Genomic DNA, 17,073 nt, shown 5'->3' with positions numbered 1-17,073 from the left:
AAATACAAATAAAAAAAGGACTCAATTGAGCAGTCATGGTCGGAAGAAATTCCGGCCATTTTTTTTAGGTTTCAAAATGGTTTAAATTTCCTTCACAGACTACCACAATCATGGCGATGGCCAAATTTCTGAGTTCCATTTTAAATCTTCTTTTTGCGGTTTTGTAACCTATTTTGTTTGCTTTTTTATAGATTAAGACTAACATAGCAACAATAAAAGTCATGTATAGCATAACTTCTATTCCATTTTTATTTAATGACACAAAGTGACTTACATTGAGTTCTTGTTTTATAAAGCGAAAAAACACCTCAATATCCCATCGTCTTCTATAGGCCTGGGCTACTTCTTTGGCAGATAAGTCAAAATCATTGGTAATAAACCAAAACTCTTTTAAATCTTCTGTTTTTGTTTTTGCAACAATTAGACGAAAAGGTGTTTCTACTAATTCTTCCCTGTGATGAATATTGCCTTTTTTGTTATGGATCGTTTTTCCTGTGTATAGTTGCACTTTACTATCTTTAATAAGAATCAATTCCCCTAAATCTAAGTCTTGACCTTGTTTAACTAAAGATTTTAGTTCTACATGTTTTCGGTTTTCTTTTGCTCTGACAATAAAAGTAATAGCATCATTAGTAAATGACTTCATAGTTTTTGTAGACTGAAGCCCTCTATCAATGACATAGATATTTTGATGATGTGTTTCTTGCTTTACATGATTCAGTATAGCTTCTGGTAAAGCCATATCTTCACTAGAATACTTTGCCTTAGTAAACACTTCAGAGTGACAAGGCAACAAGCCGTCAAAAGCCATACTATATTTAACAGATTTCTTTCCATTTTTATGGTCAATACCTTTTAATAATTTAGCAGAAGCCTCACTAACCATAGAGCTATCTACACGAATTAAATGGTGTTTTTCCTTATCCTTGTTAGGATAGGCATCGTGAAATTGCTGATAAACACACTGGTATATTTGACGGAAATAATCGGAATCGATTTTAGATAATCTTTCAGAAATAGAACTTCGTCTTATAGTTTCAGAGGTATCTAAATCAAAAAGAGTCTTGAATAGATAATCATTGAAAGTATCCTCTAAAGTACGTTGACTTAATTTTTCGTTCTCTACAATACTATAAAGTAGTAAATAGAACATTTTTTTGCCATGAAGAACTTTGGCGTAATAATCAACTTTGGTAGTTAATGATAATTTGGATAAAAGTACTTCAGGAATAACACCTAATAGTTGACTTACTGTAATTTTATGATCTTTAAATACCGGCATAATACATTGATTACCAATGTATTAATATACGAAAATTACATCACAAAAACAAAATAATCAATTGATATTCAGTTAATTAAAATCAAATCCTTAAGTTCCTCAAAACAAAAAAAGTCGGAAGAAAAATCTTCCGACCATGACTGCCCTTAGGGGTGCTTTTTTTATTTGTACAATATTTTGATTTAGTTTGGAGTAATAATAATTGCTGCAGGATATTTTTTTCGCACTTCTAAATATTTTCGTTCTGCCTCAAGGGCTGTTTTTATTTTTTTAATTCTCACCCTGTAATCGGTATCTACATGATCAATTTTCGTTTCCCAAGTTGGGAAATCTACATCTAAATTTGCTTTTTGTGTATTTGCTCCTGTTAAGGTGCCGTTATAAACTTGTATTTGATAGTATTCTGAGTTTTCTTCAGCGGACTTGTATATCTCTAATAATTTAGGAATTCTCTCGTCTTGTTTAATGTTAATTTCACCTTGTTGTGCATTACAATAAAAACCAAAAAGGGTAATTATCAATGTATTAATTATAATTTTCATAGTTCTTTTTAATTATGCTTTTTATCGTTTTACAAAAGTAATTTTTTAATGATTAAACAAAACAATAGATTTTTATTTAGAATTATTATAAATTAGAAATTATAAATACCTTAACATTTCGCAAATAAAGTCTATGTCGTATTTTTGCCTTCGATTTGGAGGATAACATTCTTTAATTTTTTAATGTATAGTAAGAATCGTGCCAAAGGGTCAATAGAAATTATTTTAATATGAAAAAGGTTACGTACCGCAATCAATTTTCTAAAGTTTTAGGTGTCAGTCTATTAGTTTGTCTGTTCTTTTCAGCAAACCTTTTCTCGCAAGACGAAACTACGTCTGCTGGTGATGCCGTTAAGGGTAAATCTTTGTTTAATCAAAATTGTGCTGCATGTCACTCTTTAGCTAAAAAGATGACTGGTCCTGCCCTTGCTAATGTTGAAACTCGTCTAGCGGAAGAAGGCTTGGATAAAGAGTGGATCTATGCATGGATTAAAAACAGTTCTGGTGTCATTGCTTCTGGTGATGCTTATGCAAACAAGATTTACAATGAATATAATAAAGCAGCTATGACTGCTTTTCCAACCCTGTCTAATGCTGATATAGATGATATTTTAGCATATACTGCTGCTCCGCCTCCAGCTCCTGTGACTCCTGCAGTTGCAACCGCTGTAACTACCGGTGATGCCCAAGCAAATGGTTTGTCGAATGAAATAATTCTGGGAGCCTTAGTGCTAGTGTTTGGTTTATTGGTGATGATGTTGTTCATGGTGAACAAAACGTTAACAAGAATTGCAGAAGCTAATGGTATTGCTGTTGAAAAAGAAGCGTCGCAAAAAAGAACGCCAATTTGGAAGGCTTTTGTAAAAAATCAATTTTTAGTTTTGGTATCTGTTATTTTCTTATTGCTAAGCGGTGCATATTTTGCTTACGGATGGATGATGCAGGTAGGTGTTGATCAGGGTTATGCTCCAATTCAACCAATACATTATTCGCACAAAGTGCATGCTGGAGATAATAAAATAGAATGTAAATATTGTCATTCTTCTGCACGTGTTTCAAAGCATTCAGGTATACCATCATTAAACGTTTGTATGAACTGTCATAAATCTATTGCTGAATATTCAGGAAATCCTGAAGGGCCATCAGCGGAAGATTTGGCTAATGGATATACTAATGAATTCTATACTGGCGAAATCAAGAAGCTTTATGCGGCTGTAGGTTGGGATGAAGAGAATCAAAAATACACAGGTGAAAGTAAGCCTGTGGAATGGGTGAGAATACATAATTTACCAGACTTCGCGTATTTCAATCACTCACAACACGTTTCTGTTGCTGGGATAGAATGTCAAACATGTCATGGTCCTGTTGAGGAGATGGAAATAATGCAGCAATTTTCTCCATTAACTATGGGTTGGTGTATTAATTGTCACAGAGAGACAAATGTTAAGGTGGAAGGAAATGAGTATTATGATAAAATCCACGCCGAACTTTCGAAAAAATATGGTGTAGAGTCCTTAACAGCTGCTCAAATGGGTGGTTTGGAATGTGGAAAATGTCACTATTAATAGGTTTAATAAAGAAGAGATAATTTCAGAGATATACGTATGGCATCAAACAAAAAATATTGGAAAAGCGAAGCGGAGTTAAATCCTAACGATTCCATTGTTGAGACGCTAAGACATAATGAGTTTGTTCAAGATATTCCTGTTGATGAATTTTTGGGAGATAAAGAAAATTTAGCTTCCTCATCAACGAATAGAAGAGATTTCTTGAAATATGTTGGTTTTAGTACTGCAGCCGCAACTTTAGCAGCTTGTGAAGGACCAGTAGTTAAATCTATTCCTTATGTTGTTCAACCAGAAAGTATTATTCCTGGTGTGGCAAATCATTATGCAACTACAATAGCAAACGGATTCGATTTTGCTAGTGTTTTGGTAAGAACTAGAGAAGGTCGTCCTATCTCTATTCACAATAATACCGATGCTAAGATTAATGCAAGTGCAAATGCACGTGTTAATGCATCTGTTTTAAATTTATACGACAGTACTCGTTTACAAGGGCCGACCTTTAATGGTGAGTCTATTGAATGGAGTGGTCTAGATGCGGCTGTTAAAAAAGGATTAGAAGCTGCTAAAAATTCTGGTAAACAAATTGCTGTTTTAACACAAACCTATGCTAGTCCATCAACTGCAAGGTTGGTAAATGAGTTTAAAGAAGTTTATGGCAATGTAAATCATGTGGTTTATGATGCTATCTCTGAAGATGCTGCTTTAAATGCATTTCAAGCAAAATACGGAGAAAGAGCTTTAGCTGATTATGATTTTTCAAAAGCTGAAGTTATAGTTTCTTTTGGTGCTGACTTTTTAGGAGATTGGCAAGGTGGTGGTTATGATAGTGGTTGTTCTAAAGGTAGAGTGCCGCAGAATGGAAAAATGTCCAAGCATTTTCAGTTTGAAGCTAATATGTCTTTAACTGGAGCTAATGCGGATAAAAGGGTGCCATTAAAACCTAGTCAACAAAAAGTAGCTTTAGCGAACTTATATGCTAAATTAAACAATTCGTCAGTAGGTGGTGAATTGAGTGATGCTGTTGCAAAAGCGTTGGAAAGTGCTGTTGCAAGTATTAAAAAAGCAGGTGCAAATGCAGTGGTAGTCACTGGTTTGGATGATGAAAACGCACAAGCTGTAGTATTAGCAATTAATGAATTTTTAGGAAGCAAAGCATTTGATGCTACTGCTCCAAAATATACACGTCAAGGAAATGTAAAGGCGGTAAATGCTTTAATTTCCGAGATGAAGGCAGGTAGAGTAGGAGCTATCCTTATGGATGGAGTAAATCCGATGTACTCTTTGCCAAATGCAGCTGATTTTGCTGAAGGTTTAAAGAATGTAGGTTTATCTGTATCATTTTCTTCAAATGTAAATGAAACAAGTGTTGTTACTCAATATGTAGGTGCAGCTCCTCATTATTTAGAATCTTGGGGTGATGTTCAAATGAAGAAAGGTAATTTTGCTCTTATTCAGCCTGCTATAAAAGAATTATTTGATACGCGTCAGTTTCAGACATCATTATTAAAATGGATTGGTTCTGATAAGACTTATTATGATTACATAAAAGAAACGTGGACAGCTAATGTTTTAGGTTCTAGTGACTGGAATGAAGCATTGCATGACGGGTTTTATGCGGTAAGTGATGCTGTTGTTATGGAGTCAGTACCTGTTGTGGCTGCTGCTTCTGTAATAGAAACAGAGGAAGTTGTTGCTACAACTGAGATTCCTCTTGCTTCTGCATTGCGCAGTTTGGCAAGTGCAGATACATCTGGTATGGAATTGGTATTGTATTCTAAAACTGGAATGGGAGATGGCCAAATGGCGAATAATCCTTGGTTACAAGAATTTCCAGATCCTATTACTCGTGTATCTTGGGATAACTACCTAACTGTTTCTAAAGCAGATGCTGAAAAATTAGGATTTGTAAATGAAAATGTTGCCAACGGTGGTTTAGATGGTAGTTATGCTAAGGTTACTGTAAACGGTGTTTCTGTTAGCAATGTGCCTGTAATTATCCAGCCAGGTCAAGCAGTAGGTTCTATCGGTCTTTCATTCGGATATGGTAAGAAAGAAGGATTGAAATCTGAAATGCAAACTGGAGTTAATGCATATCCTTTATATCAAGATTTTTCTGCTACTCAGAATGTGAGTATAGAAAAAGTTGCAGGTAACCACGAATTTGCATGTGTTCAATTGCATAAAACTTTAATGGGTAGAGGTGATATTATTAAAGAAACCACCCTTGAAATATTTAATACTAAAGACGCGGCAGAATGGAATATTCAGCCAATGGTGTCTTTAGATCATCAAGAAGTATTAGCGACCTCAGTAGATTTATGGGATAGTTTTGATCGTTCTATAGGACATCATTTTAATTTATCTATAGATTTAAATGCTTGTACTGGTTGTGGGGCTTGTGTTATAGCTTGTCATGCTGAAAATAACGTTCCTGTTGTAGGTAAAGAAGAGGTGAGAAAATCAAGAGATATGCACTGGTTGCGTATTGATAGATATTATTCTTCGGAAGATACTTTTGAGCAAGATAATATTAAGAAAGATGAATTTGATGGTTTAACGGGTGATAAAGGTTCGCTAAGTGGATTTGGTGAATTAGAAGATCCAGCAGTAAATCCTCAAGTGGCATTCCAACCTGTAATGTGTCAACATTGTAATCATGCTCCTTGTGAGACTGTTTGTCCTGTTGCTGCAACATCACATGGTAGACAAGGTCAAAATCATATGGCATATAATAGATGTGTAGGTACAAGATATTGTGCAAACAACTGTCCATATAAAGTACGTAGATTTAACTGGTTCTTGTATAATAACAATGATGAGTTCGATTATCATATGAATAACGACTTAGGTAAAATGGTTATTAATCCTGATGTAACTGTTAGATCAAGAGGTGTTATGGAAAAATGTTCTATGTGTATTCAAAAAACACAAAAAACTATTCTTGATGCTAAAAGAGATGGTCGTGTTGTTAAGGATGGAGAATTCCAAACCGCTTGTTCTGCTGCTTGTAGTAGTGGTGCTATGGTCTTTGGAGATGTTAATGATGGTGATAGCAAAATTGCAGAATTAAAAGAGAGTAGCCGTATGTATCACTTGTTAGAGCATGTAGGCACCAAGCCAAATGTATTCTATCATGTTAAGGTGAGAAATACAGAAGAAGTTTAGAAAATTTTTAAAAGATCAACGTAACTATAATTTAAAATATGGCGTCGCATTACGAAGCACCTATAAGAAAACCACTAGTACTTGGAGATAAAAGCTACCATGACATTTCTGTGGATATTGCTCGTCCAGTTGAAGGAAGAGCAAATAAACAATGGTGGATTGTTTTTTCAATAGCATTAGTAGCATTCCTTTGGGGTATTGGTTGTATAATTTACACGATATCTACTGGTATTGGAACTTGGGGATTAAATAAAACAGTTGGATGGGCATGGGATATTACTAACTTTGTTTGGTGGGTAGGTATCGGGCATGCTGGAACATTAATTTCAGCGGTATTGCTATTATTCCGTCAAAAATGGAGAATGGCTATTAACCGTTCTGCGGAGGCAATGACAATTTTCTCTGTTGTTCAAGCAGGATTATTTCCAATTATTCACATGGGTCGTCCTTGGTTGGCTTATTGGGTATTACCAATTCCTAACCAATTTGGTTCCCTTTGGGTAAACTTTAACTCCCCTTTACTTTGGGACGTTTTTGCGATATCAACCTATTTATCGGTATCATTAGTTTTCTGGTGGACTGGTCTTTTGCCAGATTTTGCTATGATTCGTGATAGAGCTGTTAAGCCTTTTCAGAAGAAAATATATAGTTTGTTAAGTTTTGGTTGGACAGGTCGTGCTAAAGATTGGCAACGTTTCGAAGAAGTATCATTAGTATTAGCAGGATTGGCAACACCACTTGTACTTTCTGTGCACACTATTGTATCTTTCGATTTCGCAACATCGGTAATTCCAGGTTGGCATACTACAATTTTCCCACCATACTTCGTTGCAGGAGCTATTTTCTCTGGTTTCGCAATGGTTAATACTTTACTTATTATTATGCGTAAAGTTTGTAATCTAGAAGATTATATTACCGTACAACATATTGAGCTTATGAACATAGTAATTATGTTAACAGGTTCCATTGTAGGTTGTGCTTATATTACAGAATTATTCATGGCATGGTATTCTGGAGTAGAATATGAACAATATGCTTTCTTGAATAGAGCAACAGGACCATATGCTTGGGCTTATTGGTCAATGATGACTTGCAACGTGTTTTCTCCACAATTTATGTGGTCTAAAAAATTACGTACTAGTATTATGTTCTCTTTCTTTATTTCTATTGTCGTAAATATTGGAATGTGGTTTGAGCGTTTCGTAATTATCGTAACATCATTACACCGTGATTATTTGCCATCTTCTTGGACAATGTTTTCACCAACATTTGTTGATATTGGAATATTTATCGGAACTATAGGATTTTTCTTTGTGTTATTCTTATTATATTCTAGAACATTCCCGGTAATTGCTCAAGCGGAGGTTAAAACCATCATGAAAGCATCTGGAGAGAAATATAAAAAATTGCGTGAAGCAGGTAAACCTGGTTATGAAATAATCCCAACTCCTGCAAGTGCAATTAATAGAGGTGTAAAGAAAGCTTCGGATAATACATCTGTAAATGATAATACGAAGCCTGAAAAAGTTGCTGAAGATAGTTCTGCTAAGGTTTCTTCATTATTAGGCACTTTAGGTGTCTTTAATGCCGCTACTGATACTGCAGATGATTTAAAACAAGTAAAAGGTATCGGCCCACAAATGGAAAAAACTTTAAACCAAATTGGAATTTATAAGTTTTCTCAAGTGAGTAAAATGACTGAAAAAGAATATGATTTGTTGGATTCTATTACTGGTTCATTCCCTGGAAGAGCATTAAGAGACGATTGGGCAGGTCAAGCTAAGATTTTAAATAACAATAAGTAGATATGGCATCTAAAGTTATACATGCACTTTATACAGATGATGATGTTTTAATGCACGCTGTAAAAAAAGTAAGACAGGCTAAACATCATATAGAGGAAGTCTATTGTCCTTTTCCAGTTCACGGACTAGACAAAGCAATGGGTATCGCTCCAACAAGAATCGCAATTACATCATTTATGTATGGTTGCGTTGGTTTAACCGTTGCAATTGTCATGATGAATTTTATTATGATTGAGGATTGGCCGCAAGATATTGGAGGTAAACCAAGCTTTAGCTACCTAGAAAATATGCCTGCATTTGTTCCTATTATGTTTGAGTTGACGGTGTTTTTTGCTGCTCACTTAATGGTTATTACTTTTTATATGAGAAGTCGATTATGGCCATTCAAGGAAGCTGAGAATCCTGATAAAAGAACAACTGATGATCATTTTCTAATGGAAATTGAAATTCATGATAATGAGGATGAACTAATTAAGTTATTATCAGAAACAGGGGCAGTTGAAATAAATATTGCAGAAAAGTAGTCAAAAAAAGATATGAAGAGTTTTATAAAAATTTTAGTTATCGTTTTGGTTATGGTGTCTTTTACTTCTTGTGCAGACAAGAATGGTAAAAATTATCAGTACATGCCAAATATGTATGAATCAGTGGGTTACGAGACCTATCAAAAAGTAGATTTTTTGCCAAGCGGGATGGAAGCTGGTATACCAGTTGAAAATACCATTGCAAGAGGCAAAATGCCTTACAAATTTGCAAATGGACCTGAGGGTAAAGAACTTGCAAGGTTGCAGTTAAGCCCATTAGATTCGTTAAACACTGAAGCAAATTTGGCTGTAGGTGCGGAATTGTACACTATTTATTGTGGAATTTGTCATGGCTCTAAGGGTGATGGTAATGGTAACTTAGTAAGTCGTGAGAAAATATTAGGGGTGCCAAACTACTCTGATGTTGGTAGAAATATCACTGTGGGTAGCACATACCATACAATTTATTACGGACTGAACTCTATGGGATCTTACGCAAATCAATTAAACGAAGAAGAGCGTTGGCAAGTATCAGAATACGTGATGAAATTAAAACAAGATTTAACTAAATAATACATAGATTTTAGATATGTACACTATTTCAAATAGATTAAAAATTGCTTCAATTGTATTAATGGTTCTTGGTGTCATTGGTATCGGTATAGGATTTGTTTCAATGCCTGGTACCGTTGAAGAAGCTAAAGCAATTGTTGCTAGTCATGAAGATGGTCACGGTGGAGGTCATGCGGCTGAAACAAGTCATCATGAAACTACTGCTAATGCTCATGGAGTTTCAGAGGCACATGGCGAATCTCACGATGCTTCACATGACGAACATTTATTACATCAATTACAGAATAAGCCGTGGGCGGCGTTATACGTTGCTGCGTTCTTTTTCTTTATGATTTCCTTAGGTGTTCTAGCGTTTTATGCAATTCAAAGAGCTGCTCAAGCGGGTTGGTCTCCTTTATTGTTTAGAGTAATGGAGGGCATTACAGCTTATCTTGTGCCAGGCGGAATTATTGTTTTCGTAATTCTTGCATTGTCTGTAGCGCATATGAATCATCTTTTTGTTTGGATGGATCCTGAAGTTGTTGCTCATGACAAATTGTTGCAAGGAAAGGCTGGATTTTTAAATGGTACGTTCTTTTTAATTAGAGCAGCTATATTTTTAGCTGGATGGATTTTTTATAGAGAATATTCAAGAAAACTATCACTAGCTCAAGATGAAGCAACAGATGATTCTAACTTTAAAAAGAATTTTAGATGGTCTGCTGGATTTTTAGTATTCTACTTAGTAACAGAATCTATGATGTCTTGGGACTGGATTATGAGTGTTGACCCACACTGGTTTAGTACTTTATTTGGCTGGTATATTTTTGCAAGTATGTTTGTGTCAGGAATTACTGTAATTGCTATGGTAACTATTTACTTGAAATCAAAAGGCTTATTGCAAGATGTTAATAATAGCCACATACATGATTTGGCTAAATTTATGTTCGGTATTAGTATATTCTGGACATATTTATGGTTCTCTCAGTTTATGTTAATTTGGTATTCTGATATTCCTGAAGAAGTAACCTATTATGTAACCAGAATTGCAGATTTTAAATTGCCTTTCTTTGGGATGATAGCTATGAACTTTTTGTTTCCAGTATTATTATTAATGAACAGTGATTTCAAAAGAGTAAATTGGTTTGTAATAATGGCTGGGATTGTAATTTTAGCAGGGCATTATTTAGACATATTTAATGCAATTATGCCATCAACTGTTGGTGATCAATGGTACATTGGTATACCAGAAATAGGATCAATATTATTTTTCGCTGGGTTATTTATATTCTGGGTATTTAGAGCGCTTTCAAAAGCACCTTTACAGCCTAAGCGAAATCCGTTTATTGAAGAGAGTAAGAATTTTCATTACTAGTATAAAATATAACATTAAATCATAAAATGACTGCATTTTTAATTATAGCTGTTTTAGTATTAGTGGCAATTGCTATTTGGCAAATGACCAAAATTTTTGAATTGTCGCAGATAAAATCAGATAATTCAGAAGTAGCTACCGATAAGGATAATAAGTATAATGGATATTTACTATTTGCTTTTTTAATATTTATTTACGGGATTACTATTTTTAGTTTCTGGAAATATTCAAAAATGTTACTACCTGAAGCTGCGTCAGAACACGGGGCAGAATATGATAGTTTAATGCTTTGGTCGTTTGTGATTATTTTTATTGTTCAAACCCTAACGCAAGCATTATTACACTATTTTGGTTATAAGTACAGAGGTGAAAAAGGTAAAAAAGCATTATTCTATGCAGACAATGATCGTTTAGAGTTCATTTGGACCATTATTCCTGTTGTTGTATTAGCTGGATTAATATTATGGGGTCTTTATACTTGGACGAACATCATGGATGTAAATGATGAAGACGATCCATTAATTGTTGAATTATATGCACAACAATTTAATTGGACTGCTAGATATGGTGGTGAGGACAATGTTTTAGGCGATGCTAATGTGAGAATGATCGATATCGATAGAGCAAACGTATTAGGTTTAGATGAAGCTGATCCTAATGCTACAGATGATATTATAGTTAAAGAATTGCATTTGCCAGTAGGTAGAAAAGTTAATTTTAAGATGCGTTCACAAGATGTTTTGCATTCCGCTTATATGCCACATTTTAGAGCACAAATGAATTGCGTTCCAGGTATGATAACTGAGTTTTCTTATACACCAATATATACTACAGAAGAGATGCGTCAAAATCCTGATGTAATGGAGAAAGTTAAGAGAACTAATGCAATTAGAGCAGAAAGAGCTGCAAAGGGTGAGGATAATTCGGATCCATGGCAGTTTGATTACATTCTACTATGTAACAAAATTTGTGGTAAATCTCACTACAATATGCAGATGAAAATTATAGTAGAAACCGAAGAGGAATACAACAAATGGATTGCTGAACAACAGACTTTTGGTAAAACTATGTTGGCTTCGGCACAGTAAATTAGGCTATTAAAGAAAATTAATATAAAAAAATAAGATTTCGATTATGTCAGCAACAGCACATGCACACGTAGATGATCATTCAAATGACGATCATGGACATCATCATCACAAAGAGACTTTTGTAACTAAATATATTTTTAGTCAAGATCATAAAATGATTTCAAAGCAGTATTTAATTACTGGTTTGATTATGGGAGCTATTGGTATTGCCATGTCTATTTTATTTAGAATGCAATTAGCTTGGCCAGGAGAGTCTTTTCCAGTATTCGAAGCATTGCTTGGAAAATGGGCTCCTGATGGAGTTATGGATGCTGATATTTATTTAGCATTGGTTACCATACATGGTACCATAATGGTATTCTTTGTATTAACCGCAGGATTAAGTGGTACGTTTAGTAACCTCTTAATTCCATTACAGATTGGTGCACGTGATATGGCATCCGGTTTCCTAAACATGGTTTCCTATTGGTTGTTTTTCTTATCTTCTATAATAATGCTATTTTCATTATTTGTTGAAGCGGGACCAGCTGCTGCAGGTTGGACAGTATATCCTCCATTAAGTGCATTGCCAATGGCACAACCTGGATCTGGAATGGGTATGACATTGTGGTTAGTTTCTATGGCTATATTTATTGCATCTTCTTTATTAGGTTCATTAAATTACATTGTAACTGTTATCAACCTTAGAACAAAGGGTATGTCTATGACAAGATTGCCTTTAACTATTTGGGCATTTTTTGTAACTGCAGTTATCGGGGTAATTTCCTTCCCGGTATTATTGTCAGCTGCATTGTTGCTGATAATGGATAGAAGTTTTGGAACCTCATTTTTCCTTTCAGATATTTTTATTCAAGGTGAAGTTTTACATTACCAAGGTGGATCGCCAGTATTATACGAACATTTATTCTGGTTTTTAGGCCACCCTGAAGTATACATTGTATTATTACCTGCGTTGGGTATTACTTCTGAAGTAATGTCTACTAATGCTCGTAAACCTATTTTCGGTTATAGAGCAATGATTGCGTCGATAATAGCAATTGCGTTTTTATCTACCATAGTTTGGGGTCACCATATGTTTATTTCTGGTATGAATCCATTTTTAGGATCTGTATTTACATTTACAACCCTATTAATTGCAATACCATCTGCAGTAAAGGCATTTAACTATATAACTACCTTGTGGAAGGGTAACTTGCAATTAAATCCGGGGATGTTATTTTCTATTGGATTGGTATCTACTTTTATTAGTGGTGGTTTAACTGGAATTATATTAGGAGATAGTACTTTAGATATTAACGTTCATGATACGTATTTCGTAGTAGCACACTTCCATTTAGTAATGGGTATTTCTGCACTTTACGGTTTATTTGCTGGTGTTTATCATTGGTTTCCTAAAATGTTTTACGGTAGAATGATGAATAAGAATTTAGGTTATGTTCACTTTTGGATAACAGCGGTTTGTGCTTATGGGGTATTTTTCCCAATGCATTTTGTGGGTATGGCAGGTGTTCCTAGAAGATATTATCAGAATACTGCGTTTCCAATGTTCGATGAATTGACAGATGTTCAAATATTAATTACTATGTTCGCAATTATTGCTGCTTTTGCACAATTAATATTCGTTTATAATTTTATTAGTAGTATTTTCTATGGTAAGAAAGGACCTCAAAACCCATGGAAATCTAATACTTTAGAGTGGACTACACCTATCGAGCATATACATGGTAACTGGCCTGGTGAAATACCTCATGTACATCGTTGGGCTTATGATTATAGCAAAACAAGAGAAGATGGTGAGTATGTAATTCCAGGGCAAGATTTCGTTCCACAAACTGTACCTATGCAGGAGAACGAAGAAGAAATGCATCATTAATCAAGTGATATAAATTATATAAAAAACCCTTTGTTTTATTTGACAAAGGGTTTTTTATTCAGTATAATTAAACTTTGATCTCCATTTAGTAATTTTATAATATATTTAGTACAAGTATAATTAGCAATTGTATTTTGGTACGAATATTGCAAATTTCATATTATGAATGTAAAATATAAGGTTTTAATATTTCTATTATTTGTTGGTTTTATGGTTAATGCACAGCGCAAGCCTAAAATTAAGGGTAGTAGGGTTGTAGTAGAAGTTAAAGAGGATTTAGAGCCTTTTACGGCCATAGAGCTTAACGATGATTTGGATATTAAGTTAAAAAAGTCCTCCGATTTCGGATATAGTTTAACTATTGATGATAATTTAGTAGATATACTAAAATTTAGAGTGGTAGATCAAACCTTAACCATAAGTTCGTTTTATACGGTAAGTTCAAAAAAGAAAATGGAAATTACCATATTTTATAATGATCTTAATGCTATTACCATGCGCGACGGAAAAATTGAATCTGAAGATTTAATATCAACTAGTGAACTTACAATAAACACATTTGGTTCTTCAAAATTAAAGCTGAATGCGAATGCCGAGTTTATGAATATTTTGATGGTTGATAATAGTTTTGCCGATTTAAATGTTGGAGCCGATACACTTAATATTTCTTTAAAAGATAGAGTTGATGCTAAAATTTATGCAGTGAGTAAACTTAATACAACAGAAATGTATAAAAATGCTCAGGTTAAGATGGAAGGCACAACAGATGTTTTTAATATTAATCTTTATGAAAGCTCAGATTTAAAGGCGGATAAATTAGATGCTTCTGATATAAACTTAACTTTAGGTGGTTCTACAAGCGCCTATGTAAATTCCTTCAATACAATTAATTTAAGTTCCAAAGAGTCCGCTAAAACATATCTTTACGGAGGAGGTAAAATCACTATAATAGACTTTTTAGACACCTCACAACTGATAAAAAAATAGTTTAGTTAGCTATTGGAGCTGTTATTAAATGCTCGGGTATGCCGAAGCCATCAACTAATACATCTATATGTGGTCTTAGTTCAGTAGAAATACGCTCAATACGTTGTCTAATAGCTTTAGATTTAACTCCAGAAATGTAACCTTGCTCTAAATACCAACTGGCATCTGTTCTTATTTCATGCAAGGCATAAAGAGTTCCGAGTTTTTTAAAAAGCGCTTTGTTTTTTTCGTCAGTTATATCTTCGGTAAACGATACAAAAGTTTTATACGCATATTCGCAACTATATGCTTTACCTAGTGCTAATAAATGGGTTTGAACTTTTAAAAATGCCTGATACGACGGGATTCCACTTTTAATATAATTTCTAATTCGCATTGCAATCGAATAGGTAAGTCTGCGTGTACGATAATCAAAAGCATGTAAATGAAATTTCGGGTTGTACAAATGTTTCGCATCAACTTTACTTGAATATAATGGATTTATGGTGGTTATTTTATCATTTATTTGATTGCCTAATAATTTTAAAACCGCAGAAAATCCAGCACTATTAAATTCTGAATTAAAATCAGACAGCACACCTTTTGCGGCCAATTGAAGCAATACCGTATTGTCTCCTTCAAAAGTTGTAAAGATGTCCACATCGCCTTTTAAATCAGCTATGCGATTTTCAATTAAATACCCTTTACCACCACATGCCTCTCTACATTCTTGAATGGTTTCATTGGCAAACCAAGTTATGACCGATTTAAGACCCGCAACTTGTGTTTCAATCTCACGCTTATCTGTTTTAGAATCATCGCTATAAATTTTCATAGCGTGTTGCAAGGTTATATCATAAACATATGCTTTTGCTATCGCCGGGGTCAATCGTAATTGATGCGTTGGGTAGTCCATCAATAAATCTTCCTGAATTTTTATGCTATCATTAAATTGTCTTCGCTTTAAAGCATGTTTAACGGCAATGGTAAGAGCCATTTTTGCACCACCAAGACCTGCTCTAGCAACACAAATTCTTCCTCCTACAAGTGTGCCGAGCATAGTAAAAAACCGTTTATTCGGATTTTTTATATGAGAATGATAATGGCCTTCATCGGAAATGGAGCCATATTTATTTAATAGATTTTTACGCGGTACTTTTACCTGATTAAACCAAATTTTACCGTTGTCTACACCATTCAATCCCAATTTATAACCGTTATCTTCTATTTTCACTCCTGGTAATAAATTATGGTTTTCATCGCGTAGTGGAACTAAAATTGCGTGTACGCCTTCATTTTTACCATTTACAATAAGCTGAGCAAAAACAGATGCCATTTTAGAATCTAGGGCATTACCAATGTATTCCTTATTGTCATTTGTGCCTGGCGTATGAATTATTAAAGAGTCTGAACTATTTTCATATGTTGCGGTGGTTTTTATGCCTCTAACATTAGAGCCATGTCCAGTTTCGGTCATGGCAAAGCAACCTAAAAGTTCAGTTTTACCTGCTTTTCCTAAATACAAATCGTGATGCTCTTTCGAGCCTAATTTTTGAATACTACCTCCAAAAAGCCCAAATTGCACGCCAAATTTAATTGCTAAACTGCCATCTACATACATCATGTTTTCAAAAACAAAGGCGTAACCAGGCATATTGTTGGTTCCGCCATATGCACTCGGGTAGGCCATTGCTCCGTATTTTTCCTTTGCAAGAAACTTGACTTGATCTAATACTTTTTTTCTAAAATCTTCCTTTTTACGTTCAATAGTCCAATTAAAAATAGGATCTTTTACTACTTGGTGAAAATCATTAACAATGGTCTTGTGTTCCCCTTTTAATATGGTATCAATAGAACCGGAATTATAATAGTTTGATGTAGGTTCGTGAATAACTTCAACATCGAACAAATGATTGTAGTGGTTAGGCTGAATTCCCAGATTTATTTCAATATGCTGTAATTGTTTGTTTTCAATTGACTCATTAAAATAATACTCCAATAATCTCTTCGAAAAATTTGATAATGGATGAATATCGCTTTCAATTAGTTTTATAGATGTGCTTGATATAGTTTGTTTCCAAGATTTTATCTCTTTATTTGATGGTTTCTTAGCGGTATTCAGCCACTGAAGTAATAAGCTACTATCCTCTTTCGATAACGAAGCATCATTATCAATGGCGTTCTTAACTATATTTATTTCTGAAGCGGATAATAAGTCGTCAGACCATATCACATAGAAAAATGGAATGTATTGAATAATTCCAGAAGTGTATTTATTCTTTATCATACTATGAAAATACAATTTTCTAATTACAAATAATAAGAATTTC

General features: G+C 34.2%; 12 protein-coding genes. 9 read left to right on the top strand and 3 right to left on the bottom strand.

Annotation, left to right across the window (positions count from 1 at the left end; translation table 11 throughout):
* Positions 1-64: 64 nt before the first annotated feature.
* Together B8963_RS01645 and B8963_RS01640 are read right to left on the bottom strand one after the other, a co-directional pair.
* The gene (locus tag B8963_RS01645) at positions 65-1,282 is read right to left on the bottom strand and encodes an IS4 family transposase (RefSeq protein WP_084059645.1); all 1,218 of its coding nucleotides are present in this window, start codon (positions 1,280-1,282) and stop codon (positions 65-67) included.
* Between the two features lie 182 nt (positions 1,283-1,464).
* Complete coding sequence (locus tag B8963_RS01640) at positions 1,465-1,824, bottom strand: hypothetical protein (protein ID WP_084059644.1); 360 nt, start codon at positions 1,822-1,824, stop codon at positions 1,465-1,467.
* Between the two features lie 230 nt (positions 1,825-2,054).
* Here B8963_RS01640 and B8963_RS01635 point away from each other — a divergent pair, with 230 nt between their 5' ends.
* The 9 genes from B8963_RS01635 (at position 2,055) to B8963_RS01595 (ending at position 14,764) form a co-directional block, all read left to right on the top strand.
* Entirely contained in the window at positions 2,055-3,389 is a 1,335-nt protein-coding gene (locus B8963_RS01635) for a c-type cytochrome (RefSeq protein ID WP_084059643.1), read from the top strand.
* Positions 3,390-3,428: 39 nt separating this feature from the next.
* Complete coding sequence (locus tag B8963_RS01630; protein WP_084059642.1) at positions 3,429-6,557, top strand: TAT-variant-translocated molybdopterin oxidoreductase; 3,129 nt, start codon at positions 3,429-3,431, stop codon at positions 6,555-6,557.
* A gap of 38 nt (positions 6,558-6,595) precedes the next feature.
* The gene (nrfD, locus tag B8963_RS01625) at positions 6,596-8,362 is read left to right on the top strand and encodes an NrfD/PsrC family molybdoenzyme membrane anchor subunit (RefSeq protein WP_084059641.1); all 1,767 of its coding nucleotides are present in this window, start codon (positions 6,596-6,598) and stop codon (positions 8,360-8,362) included.
* Positions 8,363-8,364: 2 nt separating this feature from the next.
* Complete coding sequence (locus B8963_RS01620; RefSeq protein ID WP_084059632.1) at positions 8,365-8,886, top strand: DUF3341 domain-containing protein; 522 nt, start codon at positions 8,365-8,367, stop codon at positions 8,884-8,886.
* A gap of 12 nt (positions 8,887-8,898) precedes the next feature.
* Positions 8,899-9,459, top strand: a complete 561-nt coding sequence (locus B8963_RS01615; protein WP_084059631.1) for a c-type cytochrome — start codon at positions 8,899-8,901, stop codon at positions 9,457-9,459.
* Between the two features lie 16 nt (positions 9,460-9,475).
* Entirely contained in the window at positions 9,476-10,813 is a 1,338-nt protein-coding gene (locus tag B8963_RS01610; protein WP_084059630.1) for a quinol:cytochrome C oxidoreductase, read from the top strand.
* A 26-nt stretch (positions 10,814-10,839) separates the two neighbouring features.
* The gene (locus B8963_RS01605) at positions 10,840-11,901 is read left to right on the top strand and encodes a cytochrome c oxidase subunit II transmembrane domain-containing protein (RefSeq protein ID WP_084059629.1); all 1,062 of its coding nucleotides are present in this window, start codon (positions 10,840-10,842) and stop codon (positions 11,899-11,901) included.
* Between the two features lie 46 nt (positions 11,902-11,947).
* Positions 11,948-13,777, top strand: coding sequence for a cytochrome c oxidase subunit I (locus B8963_RS01600; RefSeq protein ID WP_084059627.1), 1,830 nt, complete (start codon positions 11,948-11,950; stop codon positions 13,775-13,777).
* A gap of 162 nt (positions 13,778-13,939) precedes the next feature.
* The gene (locus B8963_RS01595) at positions 13,940-14,764 is read left to right on the top strand and encodes a GIN domain-containing protein (protein WP_084059625.1); all 825 of its coding nucleotides are present in this window, start codon (positions 13,940-13,942) and stop codon (positions 14,762-14,764) included.
* Between the two features lies 1 nt (position 14,765).
* Here B8963_RS01595 and B8963_RS01590 read toward each other — a convergent pair whose 3' ends face one another.
* Positions 14,766-17,030: an acyl-CoA dehydrogenase family protein gene (locus B8963_RS01590; RefSeq protein WP_084059624.1), complete on the bottom strand. Its 2,265-nt coding sequence runs from the start codon at positions 17,028-17,030 to the stop codon at positions 14,766-14,768.
* Between the last annotated feature and the right edge of the window lie 43 nt (positions 17,031-17,073).

The organism is Cellulophaga tyrosinoxydans (assembly GCF_900176415.1).
In the GTDB taxonomy this organism is placed as follows: Bacteria; Bacteroidota; Bacteroidia; order Flavobacteriales; family Flavobacteriaceae; genus Cellulophaga; species Cellulophaga tyrosinoxydans.
This window is presented reverse-complemented; position numbering and strand designations above follow the sequence as displayed.

Excerpts from the sequence above, each read along its gene's own strand:
- B8963_RS01645 (WP_084059645.1), bottom strand. The coding sequence starts at position 1,282 with ATGCCGGTATTTAAAGATCATAAAATTACAGTAAGTCAACTATTAGGT.
- B8963_RS01640 (WP_084059644.1), bottom strand. The coding sequence starts at position 1,824 with ATGAAAATTATAATTAATACATTGATAATTACCCTTTTTGGTTTTTAT.
- B8963_RS01635 (WP_084059643.1), top strand. The coding sequence starts at position 2,055 with ATGAAAAAGGTTACGTACCGCAATCAATTTTCTAAAGTTTTAGGTGTC.
- B8963_RS01630 (WP_084059642.1), top strand. The coding sequence starts at position 3,429 with ATGGCATCAAACAAAAAATATTGGAAAAGCGAAGCGGAGTTAAATCCT.
- nrfD (WP_084059641.1), top strand. The coding sequence starts at position 6,596 with ATGGCGTCGCATTACGAAGCACCTATAAGAAAACCACTAGTACTTGGA.
- B8963_RS01620 (WP_084059632.1), top strand. The coding sequence starts at position 8,365 with ATGGCATCTAAAGTTATACATGCACTTTATACAGATGATGATGTTTTA.
- B8963_RS01615 (WP_084059631.1), top strand. The coding sequence starts at position 8,899 with ATGAAGAGTTTTATAAAAATTTTAGTTATCGTTTTGGTTATGGTGTCT.
- B8963_RS01610 (WP_084059630.1), top strand. The coding sequence starts at position 9,476 with ATGTACACTATTTCAAATAGATTAAAAATTGCTTCAATTGTATTAATG.
- B8963_RS01605 (WP_084059629.1), top strand. The coding sequence starts at position 10,840 with ATGACTGCATTTTTAATTATAGCTGTTTTAGTATTAGTGGCAATTGCT.
- B8963_RS01600 (WP_084059627.1), top strand. The coding sequence starts at position 11,948 with ATGTCAGCAACAGCACATGCACACGTAGATGATCATTCAAATGACGAT.
- B8963_RS01595 (WP_084059625.1), top strand. The coding sequence starts at position 13,940 with ATGAATGTAAAATATAAGGTTTTAATATTTCTATTATTTGTTGGTTTT.
- B8963_RS01590 (WP_084059624.1), bottom strand. The coding sequence starts at position 17,030 with ATGATAAAGAATAAATACACTTCTGGAATTATTCAATACATTCCATTT.